This is a genomic window from Larkinella sp. C7, from assembly GCF_006149005.1.
Taxonomy (GTDB): domain Bacteria; phylum Bacteroidota; class Bacteroidia; order Cytophagales; family Spirosomataceae; genus Larkinella.
Genome location: NZ_VBSL01000015.1, coordinates 88,399 through 107,907 on the forward strand (window position 1 = coordinate 88,399; position 19,509 = coordinate 107,907).

The window sequence follows — 19,509 nt, forward strand, 5'->3', positions numbered from 1 at the left end:
CATGAAGAAAACCGGTTTACTCGTTTCTATTTTCATCGCAGGTACCCTCTTGTCGTGTCAAACCAGTGACCCCGACACGCCCGCTGCCGAATCCAAATACCAGGAGGAAGGCTACGTACTGGCGTCCATTTCGCAGACCTCGGCCAGCAACACATTTTACGCCGGGTATTTTCCCACGTTGCCCTCCGGCAATGTGGACCTAACCGCCAAATCGAGCTATTCCAGTTTTTACCCGAGCGCAACCTGGAAAAACTACCTGTTTGGTCAACCGCTCGTTTCCGACAAGAAGTTGTCAAAAATGGCCGTTGTAAAGGCAACCGGGGCCATTGAGGAAGTGGCTAGTATTCCGCTGGTCGACTACATATCCCGGGTGCTGATCATCAACGATCAACTGGGGGTTTATTCGACGGGGGGCAATCGGGCCCTGTTTATGTTCAATCCGGCCACCATGGAAAACCTGGGTCAGATTGATATGTCATCCGCCCAGAATTTTCCCGATCATGAAACCAACATCTATCCGCATCTGACGTACCGGGCCAGCGACAACCGGCTCTTTGCGTCTTTATATACCAATAGCTCGAAAACCGGCCAGTTTTATGATGCGCAGAATGTGTATGTGGAAGTGATTAACATGAGCACCAAAAAATGGGAAAAAACGGCCGTATTCGAGCAGGCGACCTATGCCGTTTCGCGCGGAGCCGAAAACAGCCTGGTCGACGAGAACGGTAATATCTACGTCATTACGCAGGGGCAGTATGGTCTCGACGGACAGCTCGGTCCCAATGCCGCCAAACGGTCGCGCCCCCAGATCTTGAAAATACCGGCGGGCAGTACGGATTTCGACAAAACCTACAGTTTCAATCCGGTCAGTGCGGTGGGTTTGCCCAATCTGATGTTTCAACTGGTGTTGGGTGGGGTCTATGACGCAAACGGGATTGCGTATGCCTGTATTTCCGGGCAACAGGACCCGCCAAGACTTCTGGAGTTGATCGCCAAACTGGCAACGAACACCATCACGGCCACGGAGTATCAGGAGCTTTCCAACCTGGCATTCTACGGAGCCAACCAGCGCTGGGCCAGGCTGGATTTGAACGCCAAAACCGCCACGATTATTCAGGATATTCCGCTGACGGCCGGCTACGGATACCCCATTACCTACAAATACGATGGCAAAATTTACATGCCGGTCTACAATGCCGAGCAGAAGCTAAACGGTATTTACAGCTACGATCCCTTAACGAGCAAGGCGACCCAGATCAATTCATTAACGGCCGGTGGCTTGATCACGCACTTTTATAAACTAACCAAATAACCCCTGTACCGTTGAACAGGCCGTATTCCGGTACTCGCCGGCAATACGGCCTGGTGTTTTATCAAACCGGCAACGGATTCAGATCCGGGTTTTTGCGCTGGTGCCAATACGGATAAATCGGCTCCTTGTTACTGGCAGCATCCAGCCGGGCCACCTGCTCCCTCGACAGATTCCAGCCAATGGCGCCCAGATTCTGGGTCAGTTGTTCTTCAGTTCGCGCGCCGATCACGATGCTCGAAACCGTTGGGCGTTGCAGTAACCAGTTCAGGGCCACCTGGGCGACGGTTTTACCGGTTTCGGCCGCCAGTTCGTCCAGCGTATCGACAATCGTAAACCAGTAGTCTTCCGGAATCACCGGCCCTTCGCCCCCTCCCTGCGCAATCCGGCTGTCGGCGGGTGCGGGATTGCTCCGACGGTATTTGCCGCCCAGTCGTCCGGCCGCCAGCGGACTCCACACCACCGTTCCGACCTTCTGATCCAGTGCCAGCGGCATCAATTCCCACTCAAATTCACGGCTCAGCAACGAGTAATACGCCTGGTGTGTCACGTATTTCGACCAGCCGTAACGTTCGGAAACCGACAGCGATTTCATCAAATGCCAGCCGGAGAAGTTAGAACAGCCGATGTAGCGCACTTTTCCGCTCTGCACCAGATGGTTCAGCGCACTCAGCGTTTCCTCTACGGGCGTGTTGCCGTCGAAACCGTGCATGTAATAGATGTCGATGTAGTCGGTTTTTAACCGGCGCAGGCTGTCTTCACAGGATTTGACCAGGTGAAACCGTGACGAGCCAAAATCATTGGGTTCGTCGCTCATTTTGAAGGTTGCCTTGGTCGAAATCAGGGCTTTATCGCGTAAACCGGTCAGGGCCTTGCCCAGAATTTCTTCGGACAGGCCCTTTGAATACACGTCGGCAGTATCGAACAGCGTCAGACCGGCATCCAGACAACGATTGACCATCCGGGTCGCTTCATCGGCCTGTGTGCTGCCCCAGGCTTTAAAAAAATCCGTGCCGCCCCCAAACGTGCCCGTTCCAAAACTCAACACCGGAACCTTCAGTCCCGAAGCGCCTAATTGTCTGTATTCCATTTTGTTAAGATGTTTACGGTTTTCAGTTTATGGTTTACGGTGGCTGACGCGTTCTTGTCCGCATGCATCAATCATTATAACCATAAACTGAAAACCGTAAACTAGTTATAAATAGCTTTTTACCGGTTCTTCTTTTTGCAGAAAACACGCGTCAATGGGTCCAGGCAGCGGTTTCTCTTTTTTAATGCCCGAAGCAAATATATCAATTTCTGCTTCATACGGTTTCCGGAACCCAACCGCTGTCTTGCAAATAGAATTGTAAGTCTACCCCGGAACGCTTAATTTGAGGACCAAACCGTTCGTTGCCCCACTGCCGTCTGATTTTCTATGGAACTAGCTTCTTTTCTGATTGTCTTTTTTATGGTGCGGTACATCCGGACCTCACTCCAGACAGCCGTGCGGTTTCCGGAATGGGAAAAAATCCTGGTGATCGTCCAGTACGCGGCATCCGGTTTATTGGCCGCCGATGTCTTTCTCGATTCCAGCATTACCAAATGGCTCTGGCACATCCTATTGCTGGGAATGGTCGGAGCGGCTTATCTCCTGAAAGATTTCCGGCCGGTTCGCAATGTCTGGCTGGCGGTTGGCCCCTACATCCTGGTTTCGCTGTTCAAAGACATCGCGAGGTTGATCGATTCGGATTTTTATAAATCCATTAGTACGGTTATTGAGATTGCCGAAGTTTTTACGCTGGTGTGGCTGATTGCGACCTGGGTCAGTACGCAACGGCAGCAGAAAGCCCTCGAAAAAGAACGCCTGAAACGACTCCAGGAAGAAGAACAAAGTCGGATTATTGCCGGTCAGAACGTGATGCTCGAACAACTGGTTGCGGAGCGTACGGCCGAATTGACCCGCCAGAAAGAAGAACTCGAACAAACGCTGACCGAACTGAAGGCCACGCAGGATCAACTGATTCAACGCGAAAAAATGGCCTCGCTGGGGGAGCTAACCGCCGGCATCGCCCACGAAATCCAGAATCCGCTCAACTTCGTCAACAACTTTTCGGAAGTATCGGTGGAGTTGATCGAAGAGTTGAAGGAAGAACGCAGACGGGAAGACCGGGACATCGAACTGGAAGAAGAACTGCTGACCGACCTTACGCAAAACCTGCAAAAAATTACGCACCACGGCAAACGCGCCGACTCGATTGTGAAGGGCATGCTGCAACATTCGCGCACGAGCACGCCCCAGCGGGAACCCACCGATCTGAACAACCTGGCCGATGAATACCTGCGGCTGGCGTACCACGGTTTGCGGGCCAGCGACAAGTCCTTCAATGCCACTTTGATCATGGATTTCGACGAGCACCTGGGCAAGGTCTCTGTGGTGCCACAGGATATGGGTCGGGTACTGCTCAATTTGTTTACGAATGCTTTCTATGCCACGGAACAAAAACGAAAAACCGGTCTGGCGGGCTACCAGCCCACGGTGCAGGTCAGCACGAAACGCCTGTCCGACGAGCAGATTGAAATCCGGGTGCGCGACAATGGCTGCGGGATTCCAAAAACCGTCCTGAACAAAATTTACCAGCCGTTTTTTACGACCAAACCGACGGGCCAGGGAACCGGCCTGGGTCTGTCGCTGAGTTATGACATCGTTACCAAGGGCCACGGCGGAGCGCTGACTGTCGAAACCGAAGAAGGTGAGTTTACGGAGTTCATCATTCAGTTACCGACATAAAGGCCGAGTTTGCGTACCTTTGAGAATAAACCCTTTTTATTTTTTTACTAAATACGCCTGAGATGAAAGTACTGGTGGTAGATGACGAAACGGACGTACAAATACTTTTTGAACAACGCTTTCGGCGCGAGATCCGCGCGGGTGAACTCATTTTTGCGTTTGCCCATTCGGGCGAGAAAGCCCTCGCTTACCTGAACGAACATCCTTCTGAATATGTACTGATTCTGTCGGACATCAACATGCCCGGCATGAGCGGTCTGGAACTGTTGCGCCTGATTAAAACCACGTATCCGGCCCCTCCGCCCGTTGTGATGATGATTACGGCGTATGGTGATAGCGAAAGCCACGACCAGGCGATGCAGCTCGGAGCCGACGCGTTTCTGACCAAACCGCTTGATTTTAACAACCTGAAAGAAAAACTCAAAAGCGCCCTATGAAGTCTAAAATTCTGGTCGTGGATGACGAAACCGATCTGGAACTGCTGATCCGGCAAAAGTTTCGCCGGCAAATCCGCGAACTGCAATATGAGTTTGTTTTTGCTTTCAATGGCGTTGATGCGCTGGTCAAACTCCAGCAGCATCCCGACATCGATATCGTGCTGAGTGATATCAATATGCCCGAAATGGACGGCCTGACGTTGCTGGAAAAAATCAGTGATGTGAGTCCGCTGACCAAAACCGTAATCGTTTCGGCCTACGGCGACATGGCCAACATCCGGACGGCGATGAACCGGGGTGCGTTCGATTTTATCTGTAAACCGGTCAATTTCGAAGACCTGGACGTGACGATGCAGAAAACCCTCCGGCACGTGGCGCAACTGAGGGAAACGCTGAAAGCCATCAAGGAAAACAACATTTTGCGGATGTACGTCGATGAATCGGTGCTCAATTTCATGGATCGCCGGGAGTTTGAGTCGTCACTGATGATGAACGAAACGGTTCAGGCGACGGCGGTTTTTATCGACATCTGCGGGTTTACGGCCATTACGGAACGTGAAAGTGCGGATACGGTTGTGAAACTGATCAACCTGTATTTCGACGTGATGGTGAAGGAAATCATCGCCCAGGGCGGTTTTGTCGATAAATTTATGGGCGACGCCATCATGGCTGTTTTCCGGGGCGACTACCACCTCGACCGGGCCATCGAAGCCGCCCTGGCCGTCCGGAACCACATCGAATCGATGGAGGAAACGCTTCCCGACGAACCCATTTATACCCCCAAAGTGGCCATCGGCATCAATACCGGCGAAGTGATTTCGGGCAACATTGGCTCGGCCACGCTCCGGCGGCTCGATTATACGGTCATCGGCGATGTAGTCAATACGGCCCAACGCCTGCAGTCGTATGCCCAGGAAGGGCAAATCATCATCAGCGATGCCGCTTACCAGTTGGTCAAAAACTCCTTTCGATGCGAACCGCTGGGCGAGGTTTTGCTGAAAAACAAAGCAAATCCGGTCGCGGTTTATGCAGTGATTGAGTAACTGCGAATGTAGCAACTCTGTTCAAGATTGGCAATCTTGAACCCTTCTGTCGCCGAACGGAACGCCGTCGCGGTTGTAATCGGCACCTTTTTGTCACTTAATTCAAGTATGGAGTTAGTTGATGGTTCGTTTTTTCACTGCCTCTTTCTGACGGTTGGTACCCGGATTCTAACCATTCATCCCCTTTTTTAGAACCGATCAATAAACAACACTTGTTTACTAAACAGTGTTCATTACATTTGTAACGTTAATTAACAGATATGGGAATTGTTGAGCGAAAAGAGCGCGAGAAAGAGGAAATGCGGAAACTGATTCTGGAAGCAGCTCAAAAGCTGTTTTTAGAAACCGGTTTCGAAAAAGTAAGCATTCGGAATATTGCGGATGCCATTGAATACAGTCCGGCGACGATTTATCTGTATTTCAAGGATAAAAACGAATTGCTATACGCCATTCACAACATCGGTTTTCAGAAGATGATTGAGGAGTTTCACCCGGCCCTCAGTCTGGCAGACCCCTTTGATCGGCTGGTGGAAATGGGCCGCCGGTATTTCCGGTTTGCGTTCGAAAATCCGGAACTCTTTGATCTGATGTTTATTATGAATGCTCCAATGGATGCGCTGGCTTGCCGGGACGACATTTGGGATGAAGGCCGGTCGGCTTTCGGGTTGCTGGTGAAGTGCGTACAGGATTGCATCGACGCCGGGGTGTTCAAGTACCAGGATGCTGAAGTGGCCGCCATCATGATCTGGAGCTCCGTCCACGGGTATACCGCCCTTTTCCTGCGGAAACGACTGGATATGTTCGAAGAAAGTCGCCGGAAAGAGCTGATGGAAGAAGCATTCGATCTGTTTATCAAAACCATCCAAAAGGGTCTGTAAAAAATTTTGCCAAGCTAATGAACAGTGTTAATATACTAATATATGGTCACAAAACTCCGAATCGGCTATTTGCTGGTTTTGCTTTTAACAATCATACCCCGCGTTAGTCCGGCTCAATCAGCCGACGCTCCTTCGGCCATTCTGAACGCTTACATTCAGGAAGGCTTACAAAGCAACCTCGCACTGAAACAGGAATCCCTGGAAATCAGCCGGGTAACGGAATCGATCACCCAGGCAAAAGCCCTCTTTTATCCCCGGCTGACGTTCAATCCGACGTATTCGCTGGCGGCTGGCGGTCGGCGGTTGCAGTTTCCGGTCGGCGATTTGCTCAATCCGGTGTATGCCACGCTCAATCAACTCGCCGGTTCCGACCGCTTTCCCACCAACATTCCAAACGTCAACGAACTGCTGGCTCCCAACAATTTTCACGACACCAAACTCAGCGTTCAGTACGCGGTTTTCAACACCGACATTCAGTATAACTACCTGATTCAAAAAGATTTACTTTCCGCTCAGGAAGCCCGCAAGCGCGTGGTCGAAAACGAGTTGCGGTATACCATCGCCACGGCGTATTACCAGTATTTACAAACGCTCGACGCGTTCCGGATCTACGACAACAACCGCGCGGTGTTGCGCGAACTGGGACGACTGAACGAAAAACTGGTCGCCAGCAATGTAGCCACCAAAGACGTTGTGACCTCAACCCGCTACGAAATCAGCAAGATTGATCAGCAACTGGCCGTTGCCGACAAAAACCGCCAGAGTGCCAAAGCATATTTCAATTTTCTGCTCAACCGCGATCTGACTGCCGACATTCAGGTCGATTCCCTGCTGACCCAAACGCTGCCACCGGCTCCTCCCGCGCTGGGTGAGTTGCAGCAAACCGCCCTGCAAAGCCGCCAGGAATTGAAGCAACTGGGTGGTTCGCTCCGGGCTTCGCAAAATGCCATTAAAATGAACGAAGCTTCCCTCAAATTGCCCAATGTTTACGTTGGCGGGAATGCTGGTTTTCAGGGATTTGGCTACACCTTTAGCAATCAGGCGTATGTGGTTGGGCAGGTGGGCCTGTCCTGGGATTTGTTCAAAGGCTACGAAAAACGCTCGAAGGTGCAGCAGGCCAAAATCCAGACCGAACTCGTGCAAACGAAGCTGACAGAGGTTGAAAAACAGATTCAGTTGCAGGTCCTGCAGGCCTATTATGAACTGGATGCGGCCAACGAAAGTCTGAATGCCACCCAAACCGGCCTTGCCAATGCCGAGCAAACCTTCCGGCTAGTCGACAGCAAATACCGCAACGGGCAGGCGCTGCTGGTGGAATACCTGCGGTTCCAGAACGACCGGCTAACGGCTCAGATTCAGCAGGTTCTGACGCGCTATGATGTCTTGCTGAAACGGGCCGCGCTGGATCGGGTTACGGCCATTCAATAACACCCGCTTTGCCTTCCGATTCGTCATTTACACGATTAACTGCACTGATTATAAACTTACTTATTCCAATGAAAGTCATCCAGTATTTTCTAATCGTACTCCTGGCGGGCGGGCTGTGGGCCTGCGGCACGAAAGCCGAAGAAAGCCGGGAAGAAAAGCCGACAGAACAAACCGATGATACGGCCATACCGGTCAAACTAACCAAAGTCGAATCGGTGGTTCGCTCAGAACCGGTGGTGGCATCGGGGCTGGTGTCGTCGTCGGAAGAAGCCAAACTGTCATTCAAAATTGGCGGTATTATCCAAAAAATGTACGTTGATGAAGGCCAGACCGTCCGGAAAGGGCAACTGCTGGCGACGCTCAACCTGACGGAAATCAACGCCCAGGTGAGCCAGGCGCAGTTTTCGAACGAAAAAGCCGAACGCGACCTCAACCGCGTCAAAGCCTTGTATGCCGACACGGCCGCTACCCTCGAACAGTTGCAGAATGCCACAACGGGCCACGAAGTTGCCAAACAGAACCTGACCATCGCGCAGTTCAACCAGAACTATGCCCAGATCCGGTCGACGGTGGATGGCACGGTGACGCGGAAACTGATGAACGAAGGTGAATTTGCCTCGGCGGGCGGGGCGGTTTTCATGATTTCGTCGACCCGGAAAAACGACTGGATTGTTCGGGTGGGCGTGGCCGACAAGGACTGGGCGCGGCTAAAAGTGGGCAATCGCGCCACCATCACGCTGGAAGCCTATCCAGACCAGACGTTTGTGGGCACCGTGAGCGAACTGGCCCAGGCCGCTGATCCGCAAAACAAGCTTTACGATGTCGAAATCCGCATCAACCCCGGTGCGGTCAGGTTTGCACCCGGTTTATTCGCCAAAGTGAGCCTGCAACCTGCCCAGAGCCGCAGTTATGCGCTGGTTCCGATTGAAGCCATTGTGGAAGGAAATGGCAAAGACGGTTTTGTGTTCGTGTTGACTGAGGACCAGAAGCGTGTCCGCAAAATACCGGTGCAGATCGGCTTTATCGACAACGACAAAGTCCTGCTAACGAACGGCTTATCGGGAATATCAAATGTGGTAACGGCCGGTTCAGCCTATCTGACCGAAACGTCAACCGTTGTTCTCAAATAACTCCTCTGATCAACCCTGATTTCCTCTGATCAACTCTGTGTAACAGCAAAATTAGTACACAGGGTTGATCAGAGATCATCGGAGGTTATCGAAGAAAACACTTCCACTATGAACTTATCCGAATTTTCCGTCAAAAACTGGCAGTTCATGCTGGTCCTGTTCATCGCCGTGGTGGCGCTGGGCGTCAACTCGCTGTTCAACATGCCCCGGGGCGAAGACCCCGAGTTTACGGCTCCCTCCTTTGCCGTGGTGATCGTGTATCCCGGAACCGACGCGCAGGATATGGAAGAACTGGTGGTCGATCCGGCCGAAGCGCGCTTTAATTCCCTGGACGACATCAGCCACGTCATCACCACCATCGACGACGGTCTGGCGGTTTTGCGGGTGGAGTATGACTACAGCGTCGATCCGGATGAGAAATACCAGGAGATGGTGCGCGAAGTCAATGCGCTCCGGGCGCAACTGCCAACGGACATTTTCAACATCGAAATCCGCAAATTTTCACCAACCGACGTCAGTATCGTTCAGGTGGCTTTGCAGTCGGAAGTGGCTTCCAACAAAGAACTGGGCGACTATGCCGACGCGCTGAAAGAACGGCTGGAAAAAGTCAAAAGTCTGAAAGGCGTCGAAGACTGGGGCTACCCGGCCAGCACCGTCCGCATTTCGCTGAACATTGAGCGGATGGCGCAGGAAGGCATTGCCGTGAATCGGCTGATTGGCGCATTGCAGGCCGAAAACCTGAACATTCCCGGCGGCAGCATTCAGGCCGGTACGCGGAAATTCAATGTCAAAACCAGCGGGGATTACCAGTCACTCGATGAAATCAAAAATACCGTGGTTTCGACCAACGGGCAAAAAATCATCTACCTCCGCGACATTGCCGACGTGGATTTCAACTACGAAGACGAAACCCACATCACCCGCCTGAACGGACACCGGGCGGTTTTGGTAACGGCAGGTCAAAAACTGGGCGAAAACATTGCCAAAGTGGGCGAACAATTAAACCCGGTCATCGAGGATTTCGCGAAAACCCTGCCGCCCCACATCAAGCTCGTCAAAAACTTCGACCAGGCCGCCAGCGTGAACGCCCGGCTGAGTCGGTTTGCCAAAGATTTCGGCATTGCCATTTTGCTGGTTGCCCTAACGCTGTTACCGCTCGGCATCCGGGCGGCCATCGTCGTCATGATTTCGATTCCGCTTTCGTTGTCCATCGGCCTTTCGCTGCTGAATATGTTCGGTTTCAGTATCAACCAGTTAAGCATTGTCGGATTGATCGTCGCACTGGGTATTCTGGTCGATGATTCGATTGTGGTGGTCGAGAACATCGAGCGGTATTTGCGCGACGGTTTTTCCCGGCGGGAAGCTGCGATCAAGGCAACCAAACAGATTACACTGGCTGTCATTGGCTGTACGGTTACGTTGATTCTGGCCTTTCTACCGCTGATGTTTTTACCCGAAGCATCCGGTGATTTCATTCGTTCGTTACCAACCGCCGTGGTTACCACCATTCTGGCGTCGCTGCTGGTGTCGCTGACCATCGTTCCGTTTCTCTCCAGCCGAATTTTGAAAGAAGAGCATAATCCGGAAGGCAATATTTTCATGTGGGCCTTAAAAAAACTCATCAGTGGGTCATACAGTCGCTTGTTGCACACGGCCTTGCGTCATCCGGTTATCACGCTGCTGGGCGCACTGGCGATTTTTGGTGGAGCTTTATCGCTGGTTCCGAAAGTCGGTTTCGCGTTGTTTCCGGCGTCCGAAAAACCACAATTTCTGATTAACATCGAAACGCCCGAAGGCACCAGTTTGCAGGAAACCAACCGCGTGGCCCGCTACGTCGAGAGCCAGTTGGGGAACGAACCCGACGTCAAGTATTTCACAACCAACGTCGGCAAAGGCAATCCGCGGATTTATTACAACATCATTCAGCGGAACGAGGCTACCAATTTCTCCCAGTTTTTTGTTCAACTGCACGATATGCCGCCGGTTCAAAAACGCCAGTTGATCGACAAGCTGCGGGAGAAATTCAAGTTCTATGCCAATGCCAAAATTGAAGTCAAAGACTTTGAGCAGGGTCCCGACCAGGAAGCGCCGGTGGCCATCCGGGTGTTTGGCGAAAACCTGGATACGCTCCGAACCGTGGCCGCCGATGTGGAGAAAGTACTGAAAACCACGCCCGGTTTAATTTACATCAACAATCCGCTGGCGACCCGTAAAACCGACCTGCGCGTCAAAATCAACAAAGAAAAAGCCGGGTTACTGGGCATGTCGGTAGCCGACATCAACCGCACCATTCGATTGGCCATTGCGGGCTTAAACGTGGGCGTGTTCAAGGACGAAGCGGGAGACGATTTCCTGATCAACGTCACATTACCCAAAGGAAAGGTAGCGGATTTGCGCGTCCTGAACAATCTGTATGTCAACACGCTGACGGGCGGCTCAGTACCACTGCGCCAGATTGCCGACCTGCAATTCGAGACCTCGACCAACCAGATCCGTCACTACGACAAAGACCGTTACGTCACCGTGACCGGTTTTGTCAAGAGCGGTTATCTGGTCGATAATGTCTACAATGAAGTCATTAAAAAGCTCGACGCGCTGAAGTTTCCCAGCGATTTTCGCTACAAAGCGGCTGGTGAACTGGAAAGCCGGGAAAAATCATTTGGCGGTTTGGGCACCATCATTCTGATCACTGTCTTCGGTTTTCTGGCGGTATTGATCCTGGAATTCGGCACCTTCAAAAGTACGCTGATCGTGTTGTCGGTCATTCCGCTGGGCATCATTGGTGCCATTGCAGCCCTGCTGTTGTCGGGGAATCCGTTCTCGTTTGTGGCCGTCATCGGTTTGATTGCGCTGATCGGTATTGAGGTCAAAAACTCCATTCTGCTGGTCGATTTCACCAACCAACTCCGGGAACAGGGAATGCCGCTAATCGAAGCCATCGAGCAGGCGGGTGAAATCCGCTTCGTGCCCATCGTCCTGACCTCACTCACCGCCATTGGTGGTCTGATTCCGCTGGCCATCGAAGGAAACCCGCTCTATTCGCCCCTGGCATTGGTGCTGATCGGCGGGTTAATTAGCTCAACCCTTCTCTCGCGAATTGTAACACCAGTATTGTACAAATTGTTACCGCCCCGTGTTGATTTAAAAGTACCCACGGTTGCAGAAGAACCAGAATTAATTTAGTAATTAACCAACCAGAAAAAGGAGTAACATTCCTGTTTTAATATAGCGAAAAGCTAAAAACGGTAAACGTTAAGTTACCTTATTTAGCTTTTCGCTTTTATAAGCGCAATGATAAATTCTTTTAAAAAGAATTCTCTGCGAAAATTATGAAAATGTTTTTGCGGCCTTATTGGACTTCACGGAATATTTACTAATCTTTGTTATAACCAATAGGGTTTACCATAAAAATAAAGACTATCACCAGTAGTGATAGTCTTTACGATCTTTGTAGTTATTACTTAAAATACCTTGATTAAAAAAAATGAGGCTGTCGTATTTGATTTAATCTAAGTGGAGCAAATATACACATCACTCATTTACTTACAGTTGCTAAAAAGCAATTGTTTCATATCAGGCAAGTTTTTTTTTGAGCTGGTTTAATCTAGCAAACCGGTTTTTATTTTCTGCCCCCTTACACGGCTCAGGGTAAACCGGGATAGTCCCAGGTAAGAAGCAATATGCTTCAGGGGCATTCTCGCGCAGATTGTCGGGTATTGTTTACAAAAATGATAATAGCGTTCTTCAGCGTTCAGCACCCTCAGAGACCGGATTCGTTCGTCAAAAATAACAAGGTATTTTTCACAAATAATCCTCCCGATCACGTTCGTAACCGGGTATTTATAATACAGGCGCTGTAAATCGCGATACGACAGAAAAAGAAGTTCCGAATCTTCTACTAATTCGATCGTTTCTGAGGATGGAATTTGGTTTAAAAAACTCGGAATCGACAACACCATGTCGCCCTCAGCCGCAACGCCGGATGTTACTTCTTTTCCATCTAAGTAATAATAGCTCCGAGCGAGTCCTTTTCCAATGTAAAATAACTTATCAGCCGTTTTTCCGATTGATAGAAGATGAGTGCCTTTCGGAAAATTTTTCACCAGTAGGTATTGCCGGATATACCGGATTACTTCTTCATTTATTGGGCAGGCTCCTAGTAAAGCCGCAATAAATCGGTCGTACAGTTCTTCCTTCATGGAGCCAGGGAGTAGTTGTGAAAAAAGTCACTCGTTGCAGAAGTAGACGTAAGTACAGGACTGAAGTCACACGCTTTATAAGAAAAAATAGTTCATATTCTATAATTATTGACTATTCTGTCATATAACGATTCATCTAAAATTAAACGGTAACAATTCTCTACCCTTTTTTCAGCAGGACCCAAAACAAGGGTCTGAAATTTGCGTTTATTAAAAAATCAAATTCCTGTCTGCATGCTCCTCTTTCTTGCGCTCCGGCTTCTGGCCTTTCATTCCTTTTCAGCGGAAACGAAACTGGTGGTTGATGTTCAGAATATCAGACACCATACCGGACAAATCCGGGTCGGCCTCTACAAACCCTGCACCGACTTCCCGATCGGCTGCAAACCCCTGATCAGTCACCTGGTTGACGTAACTGGAAACACCGCCCGCATCACGTTTAGCGTGAAACCCGGCGACTACGCCGTTGCCCTTTTCCACGATGTAAATGGCAACGGCCAGTTGGATAAAAAGATGTTTGGCATTCCGAAAGAGCCTTATGGGTTCAGCAACAATTTCCGCCCAAGCCTGTCAGGACCCGCATTTGACGACTGCCGGGTACGTGTCGAGGAGTCGGAAAAAAAGATTTCAATAAAATTAATCTGAGTTCGGAAGTTTTTTTTAGTAACTTTACCCGGCAAATAACCTATCGTGTTTATTTGCTATGAGCTTAGACTCCTCGAAATTCCTCTACGAAGCGCTTACTTACGACGACGTTCTTCTTTTGCCTGCTTTTTCGGAGGTTCTCCCCCGCGATACACAGACAACTACCCAACTTACCCGCAACATCCGGCTGAACATTCCGCTCATTTCGGCGGCCATGGACACCGTTACGGAATCCGACCTCGCTATTGCGATGGCGCAGGAAGGCGGTATCGGTATCATCCACAAAAACATGAGCATCGAACTGCAGGCGGAGCAGGTTCGGAAGGTAAAACGCTCGGAAAGTGGCATGATTATCGACCCGATCACTCTCATGGAAGGGGCCACGCTGGCCGATGCCCACCAGATTATGCGTGAATTCAAAATCGGTGGTATTCCTGTCGTCGATGCGTCCAATAAACTCATCGGTATCCTGACCAACCGCGATCTGCGCTTCCAAACGGAGCTGTCGAAGCCCGTCACGGATATCATGACCCGGGAAAACCTGATTACCGCCCGGGAAAAAATCACGCTCGAAGAAGCCGAAAGCATTCTGCAACAGTACAAGATCGAGAAACTGCCGATCATCGACGATCAGAACCACCTCGTCGGCCTGATTACCTACAAGGATATTCTGAAAAAGAAAAGCCATCCCAACGCCTGTAAAGACGAATTGGGCCGGCTGCGCGTGGGGGCAGCCGTGGGTGTCACGCCCGACCTGATCAAGCGCATCGAGGCCCTGGTGAAAGCCGGTGTCGATGTCATCAGCGTCGATACGGCCCATGGACATCACATTGGTGTTTTAAACGCGGTTCGCGGCATCAAAGAGCGGTTCCCGAAACTGGATGTCATTGCCGGCAACGTCGCGACGGGCGAAGGCGCCAAAGCGCTGGCCGATGCCGGTGCCGATGCCGTCAAAGTAGGTGTCGGGCCGGGCAGTATCTGCACGACCCGGATCATTGCCGGTATTGGGATGCCGCAATTAACGGCGGTTTACGAATCGGCGAAAGCCCTGAAAGGCACGGGCGTCCCGATCATCGCCGACGGCGGTATTCGCTTTTCGGGCGACATTACGAAGGCCATTGCGGGTGGTGCCTACACCGTCATGGTGGGTTCGCTGCTGGCCGGAACCGAAGAGGCTCCGGGCGAAGTGGTGCTGTACGAAGGTCGCCGGTTTAAAACCTACCGTGGCATGGGTTCCGTCGAGGCCATGGAAGAAGGTTCGAAAGACCGGTATTTTCAGGATGCGGAAGACGACATCAAGAAACTCGTGCCGGAAGGCATCGTGGGTCGGGTTCCCATCAAAGGCCGGGTGGCCGAGATTATTTACCAGTTGGTAGGTGGTTTGAAAGCTGGTATGGGCTATTGCGGAGCGAAAAACATCGAAACACTGCAAGACGCCAAGTTCGTCAAAATCACGTCGGCCGGGGTTCGCGAAAGCCACCCGCACGACATTCAGATTCAGAAAGAAGCACCAAATTATTCATCCCGATAATGATTGCCCCTATGGACAAGAGTCTGTAGGGGCTTTTTTTTGCCATATTACCCCGCAGTTTTTCAAGGCAGACAATAAAAACCGGGTTCGCCCGTTATGAGAAAACAATCCCAGACGATCTACGAAGTCACGATTCTGTATATTGGCTCCCTCAATGCGCTCCGCCAGCGCGAACCTTTTATCGTTTTCTTCTCCAATCTTAAAAAAGCCGTTGAAACCATCATTGGTCAATTAGCCCTGAATGGCTGGCCGATTAAGGTGAATTATACCGCCGTTTACCGCAGCCTGAAGCAACGTGGCAGTTACCAGTGTGATTTCGACGTCGCCGGGGCCAAAGTTTTCCGCATCCGCATTGTTCCCCAGACCCTGAATCCAGTGCTGACAACCATGGGGATTGACGAAAAACCGGCGGAACCAACCCGCAAAAAGTAGGGCTGATCACCGCTGCGGGCCGATAACAGGCGAATACAAAGGATAATCTGACCCTAAATTAGTGGATTACGGGCCGACTTTAATGCCCGACAAAAAACCGTCTGTGGGGGCATAAGGCTACTTTATACCCAAATAGAGTCGCTTTTCCGAAAACTCCCGGTCCATCGCAATGAAACTGATTCAGAAATTGTTACTATTCTATGGCGCAAACCCCTAATTTTGCATAACGTATTGAAACATTCGTTTAATAGACATTTAGAATGATTAACCTCATAACCAAGAGCATTACGAAACTCTTCGGTACCAAGTCAGATCGGGATATGCGCGACCTGCTCCCGTATGTCGACAAGGTGAACGCCGAGTTTCAGAAATTACAGTCTTTATCCAACGACGAACTCCGGAATGTGACCACTGAGCTGAAGCAGATCATCGCGCAGCGGTTGCAGCCTATCGATACCCAGCTAGCCGATCTTCACCAGCAGGTTACAGACCAGCCCGATATGGACGTCGATGCCAAACAACGCATCTTCAACCAGGTCGACAAGCTGGAAACCGACCGGAACAAGGAGCTGGAAGTGGTGTTGCTCGATATTCTCCCACAAGCGTTTGCCGTCGTGAAAGAAACCGCCAAGCGGTTCAAAGAAAACGAACAACTGGAAGTAACGGCCACGGAGTTCGACCGTGAATTTGCTACCCGCAAAAAACACATTACCATTCAGGGCGACAAAGCCTATTGGGCCAATAGCTGGGATGCGGCCGGAACGCTCGTGAAGTGGGATATGGTTCACTACGATGTGCAGATCATCGGGGGGACGGTTTTGCACCAGGGAAAAATTTCGGAAATGGCCACCGGGGAAGGAAAAACGCTGGTCGCTACCTTCCCGGCTTATCTGAACGCCCTCGCCGGACGCGGGGTCCACATCGTAACGGTTAACGATTACCTGGCCAAACGCGACTCCGAGTGGATGGCGCCTTTGTTCGAATTCCACGGCATGCGCGTCGATTGCATCGATAAGCACCAACCCAATTCCTTCTCGCGGAAACAGGCCTATCTGGCCGATATTACGTACGGTACCAACAACGAATTTGGTTTCGATTACCTGCGCGACAACATGGCGCGCGGTACCGACGAGCTGGTTCAGCGCAAACACCACTACGCAATGGTCGATGAGGTCGATTCGGTGTTGATCGATGACGCCCGGACGCCGTTGATTATTTCCGGCCCGGTGCCGCGCGGTGACGAACAGGATTTTGCCGAACTGAAACCGCGCGTGGCCCGCGTGGCCGAGGTGCAGCGGAAACTGGTGCAGGACTTTCTGAACGAAGCGAAGAAAAAAATTGCCGCCGGTGACGAAAAAGAAGGCGGTCTGGCCCTCTTCCGCGCCCACCGCGGTCTGCCCAAATACAAACCGCTGATCAAATACCTCAGCGAAACCGGTATCAAGGCGGTTTTGCAGAAAACCGAGTCGATTTACCTGGCTGAAAACCAGAAGCTGATGCCCGAAGCCGACAAACCGTTGTATTTCACGATCGACGAGCGGCACAACAGCATCGACCTGACAGAAAAAGGCATCGACTACATCACCGGTTCCGGCGAAGATCCCAACTTCTTCATCCTGCCCGACTTGTCCATCGATATCAACAACATCGAGAAAAGCACGGAACTGGATGAGAAGGAAAAGATTCTCCACAAAGAAGCGCTGATTCGCGATTATTCGGTCAAAACCCAGCGGATCAATACCGTCAACCAGTTGCTGAAAGCGTATAGTCTATTCGAAATCAACGTCGATTACGTCATCATGGATGGCAAGATCAAGATTGTGGATGAGCAGACGGGCCGGATCATGGAAGGTCGGCGGTGGTCGGACGGTTTACACCAGGCCGTTGAAGCCAAGGAAGGCGTCAAAGTAGAAGACGCTACCCAGACCTACGCGACGGTTACGCTCCAGAATTATTTCCGGATGTATCACAAGCTGGCCGGGATGACCGGTACGGCCGAAACCGAAGCGTCGGAATTCTGGACGATCTACAAACTGGACGTGGTGGTGATTCCAACGAACCGGAATATCGTTCGGAAAGATGAAGAAGATAAAGTTTACCGTTCGGTTCGGGAAAAATACAACGCGGTGGTCGATGAGATCGTCGCACTCGTTGAAAAAGGCCGCCCGGTGCTGGTCGGTACAACCTCGGTTGAAAACTCGGAGTTGTTAAGCCGGATGCTGTCGCTGCGCAAAATTGCGCACCAGGTTCTGAACGCCAAGCAACACCAGCGGGAAGCCGAAATCGTGGCCGAAGCCGGAAAACCGGGAACCGTAACGATTGCCACCAACATGGCCGGTCGGGGAACGGACATCAAGCTGACGCCAGAGTCACGCGCTGCGGGCGGTTTGGCGATTGTTGGTACGGAACGGCACGAATCCCGGCGCGTCGACCGCCAGTTGCGCGGTCGGTCGGGTCGTCAGGGCGATCCCGGAACCACGCAGTTCTTTGTGTCGCTGGAAGACAGCCTGATGCGGCTTTTCGGCTCCGACCGAATTGCCAAAGTGATGGACCGGATGGGTCTGGAAGAAGGTGAAGTGATTCAGCACTCGATGATTACGAAATCCATCGAACGGGCGCAGAAGAAGGTTGAAGAAAACAACTTCGGGATTCGGAAGCGGTTGCTGGAATACGATGACGTGATGAACTACCAACGCGAGGCCATCTACAAACGCCGTCGGAACGCGCTGTTTGGCGACCGGCTGGCGCTGGACATTGCCAACACGATGTATGACGTCTGCGAAGATCTGGCCAACAACACCGAAGGCAACTACGACGAACTGGCCCTGCAAACGCTGACGGCACTCGGTTTTGAGATCAGCATGAGCCGCGAAGAGTTCAGTCGGCTAAAACCGAAGGACCTGGCGCAAAAGCTGTACGAAGAAGCCGACAAGCACTACCACGAAAAAAACAACGCCATTCGGCAGAAAGCGCAGCCGGTTCTGCAATCCATTCTGGCCGAGCGGGGTGCCACCATTCAGGACATTGTGGTGCCGTTCTCCGACGGTCTGCGCGAACTGACGGTGGTCAACAACCTCCGCCGAACCGTTGAAACGGAAGGTCGCGAGTTGATCACGGAAATGGAAAAAGCGGTTTCGCTCTCCATCATCGATCAGGAATGGAAAGAACACCTGCGCGAAATGGACGACCTGAAGCAGTCGGTACAGAACGCGGTTTTCGAACAGAAAGACCCATTGCTGGTCTATAAATTTGAGTCGGTCGAGTTGTTCAAGCGGTTTTTAAGCAAGGTCAATTTCGACACGATCAGTTTCCTGACGAAAACCGATATTCCGGGTCAGGAAGCCGAAGAGGTGCAGCAGGAAGTGCGGCAGGCGCCCAAAAACCCGCGTCCGGAACCGCAGCCGGAACTGCACACCAACAAAGAAGATCACGAAGAACCCGTAGCGGGCGGCCCCGAAGAATACGCCCGCAAGATGGCGACGGCGGAGAAACAGGCACCGGTTCGGGCCGTCAAAATTGCCAACCGCAACGAGAAAGTGAGCGTTCAGTACATGGACGGCACCATCAAGCGGGATGTCAAATACAAAGTGGTCGAAAACGACGTGCAAAGTGGCCGGGCGGTTTTGATTGAGTAAAAGTTTTCAGTATTCGGTTTTCAGTGGCTGACGCGTTCTAAGTATGCGTCAGCCACCGTAAACTGAATACTG

14 protein-coding genes are annotated in these 19,509 nt (G+C 51.4%); 12 read left to right on the forward strand and 2 right to left on the reverse strand.

What is annotated here, in order from left to right; genetic code table 11:
* Window position 1 precedes the first annotated feature (1 nt).
* Entirely contained in the window at window positions 2-1,312 is a 1,311-nt protein-coding gene (locus FH871_RS26250; protein ID WP_138994389.1) for a hypothetical protein, read from the forward strand.
* A gap of 61 nt (window positions 1,313-1,373) precedes the next feature.
* Here FH871_RS26250 and FH871_RS26255 read toward each other — a convergent pair whose 3' ends face one another.
* Window positions 1,374-2,399, reverse strand: coding sequence for an aldo/keto reductase (locus FH871_RS26255; protein ID WP_138994390.1), 1,026 nt, complete (start codon window positions 2,397-2,399; stop codon window positions 1,374-1,376).
* Between the two features lie 327 nt (window positions 2,400-2,726).
* Between FH871_RS26255 and FH871_RS26260 the strand changes: the two genes are divergently transcribed.
* The 7 genes from FH871_RS26260 (at window position 2,727) to FH871_RS26290 (ending at window position 12,178) form a co-directional block, all read left to right on the forward strand.
* The gene (locus FH871_RS26260) at window positions 2,727-4,079 is read left to right on the forward strand and encodes a sensor histidine kinase (RefSeq protein WP_138994391.1); all 1,353 of its coding nucleotides are present in this window, start codon (window positions 2,727-2,729) and stop codon (window positions 4,077-4,079) included.
* A 62-nt stretch (window positions 4,080-4,141) separates the two neighbouring features.
* Complete coding sequence (locus FH871_RS26265; protein ID WP_114409949.1) at window positions 4,142-4,516, forward strand: response regulator; 375 nt, start codon at window positions 4,142-4,144, stop codon at window positions 4,514-4,516.
* Complete coding sequence (locus FH871_RS26270) at window positions 4,513-5,559, forward strand: adenylate/guanylate cyclase domain-containing protein (protein WP_138994392.1); 1,047 nt, start codon at window positions 4,513-4,515, stop codon at window positions 5,557-5,559. Before FH871_RS26265 ends, FH871_RS26270 begins: the two co-directional genes overlap by 4 nt.
* Before the next feature lie 260 nt (window positions 5,560-5,819).
* Window positions 5,820-6,437 (forward strand): TetR/AcrR family transcriptional regulator, encoded by a 618-nt coding sequence (locus tag FH871_RS26275; protein ID WP_138994393.1) that lies wholly within the window; start codon window positions 5,820-5,822, stop codon window positions 6,435-6,437.
* Between the two features lie 42 nt (window positions 6,438-6,479).
* A complete protein-coding gene (locus FH871_RS26280) occupies window positions 6,480-7,865 on the forward strand; it encodes a TolC family protein (protein ID WP_138994394.1) in 1,386 nt (461 codons plus the stop codon).
* Between the two features lie 68 nt (window positions 7,866-7,933).
* The gene (locus tag FH871_RS26285; RefSeq protein ID WP_138994395.1) at window positions 7,934-8,995 is read left to right on the forward strand and encodes an efflux RND transporter periplasmic adaptor subunit; all 1,062 of its coding nucleotides are present in this window, start codon (window positions 7,934-7,936) and stop codon (window positions 8,993-8,995) included.
* A gap of 108 nt (window positions 8,996-9,103) precedes the next feature.
* Window positions 9,104-12,178: an efflux RND transporter permease subunit gene (locus FH871_RS26290; RefSeq protein WP_138994396.1), complete on the forward strand. Its 3,075-nt coding sequence runs from the start codon at window positions 9,104-9,106 to the stop codon at window positions 12,176-12,178.
* A gap of 416 nt (window positions 12,179-12,594) precedes the next feature.
* Here FH871_RS26290 and FH871_RS26295 read toward each other — a convergent pair whose 3' ends face one another.
* Entirely contained in the window at window positions 12,595-13,098 is a 504-nt protein-coding gene (locus FH871_RS26295; protein ID WP_171062958.1) for a Crp/Fnr family transcriptional regulator, read from the reverse strand.
* 330 nt (window positions 13,099-13,428) lie between these two features.
* Between FH871_RS26295 and FH871_RS26300 the strand changes: the two genes are divergently transcribed.
* The 4 genes from FH871_RS26300 to secA all read left to right on the forward strand — a co-directional run bounded on the left by FH871_RS26300 (window position 13,429) and on the right by secA (window position 19,437).
* Window positions 13,429-13,839 (forward strand): DUF2141 domain-containing protein, encoded by a 411-nt coding sequence (locus tag FH871_RS26300; protein ID WP_138994398.1) that lies wholly within the window; start codon window positions 13,429-13,431, stop codon window positions 13,837-13,839.
* 58 nt (window positions 13,840-13,897) lie between these two features.
* On the forward strand, window positions 13,898-15,370 hold the full coding sequence (guaB, locus tag FH871_RS26305) for an IMP dehydrogenase (RefSeq protein WP_138994399.1): 1,473 nt from the start codon (window positions 13,898-13,900) through the stop codon (window positions 15,368-15,370).
* 96 nt (window positions 15,371-15,466) lie between these two features.
* Complete coding sequence (locus FH871_RS26310) at window positions 15,467-15,802, forward strand: hypothetical protein (RefSeq protein WP_114409958.1); 336 nt, start codon at window positions 15,467-15,469, stop codon at window positions 15,800-15,802.
* Window positions 15,803-16,062: 260 nt separating this feature from the next.
* A complete protein-coding gene (gene secA, locus FH871_RS26315; RefSeq protein ID WP_138994400.1) occupies window positions 16,063-19,437 on the forward strand; it encodes a preprotein translocase subunit SecA in 3,375 nt (1,124 codons plus the stop codon).
* Window positions 19,438-19,509: the final 72 nt, after the last annotated feature.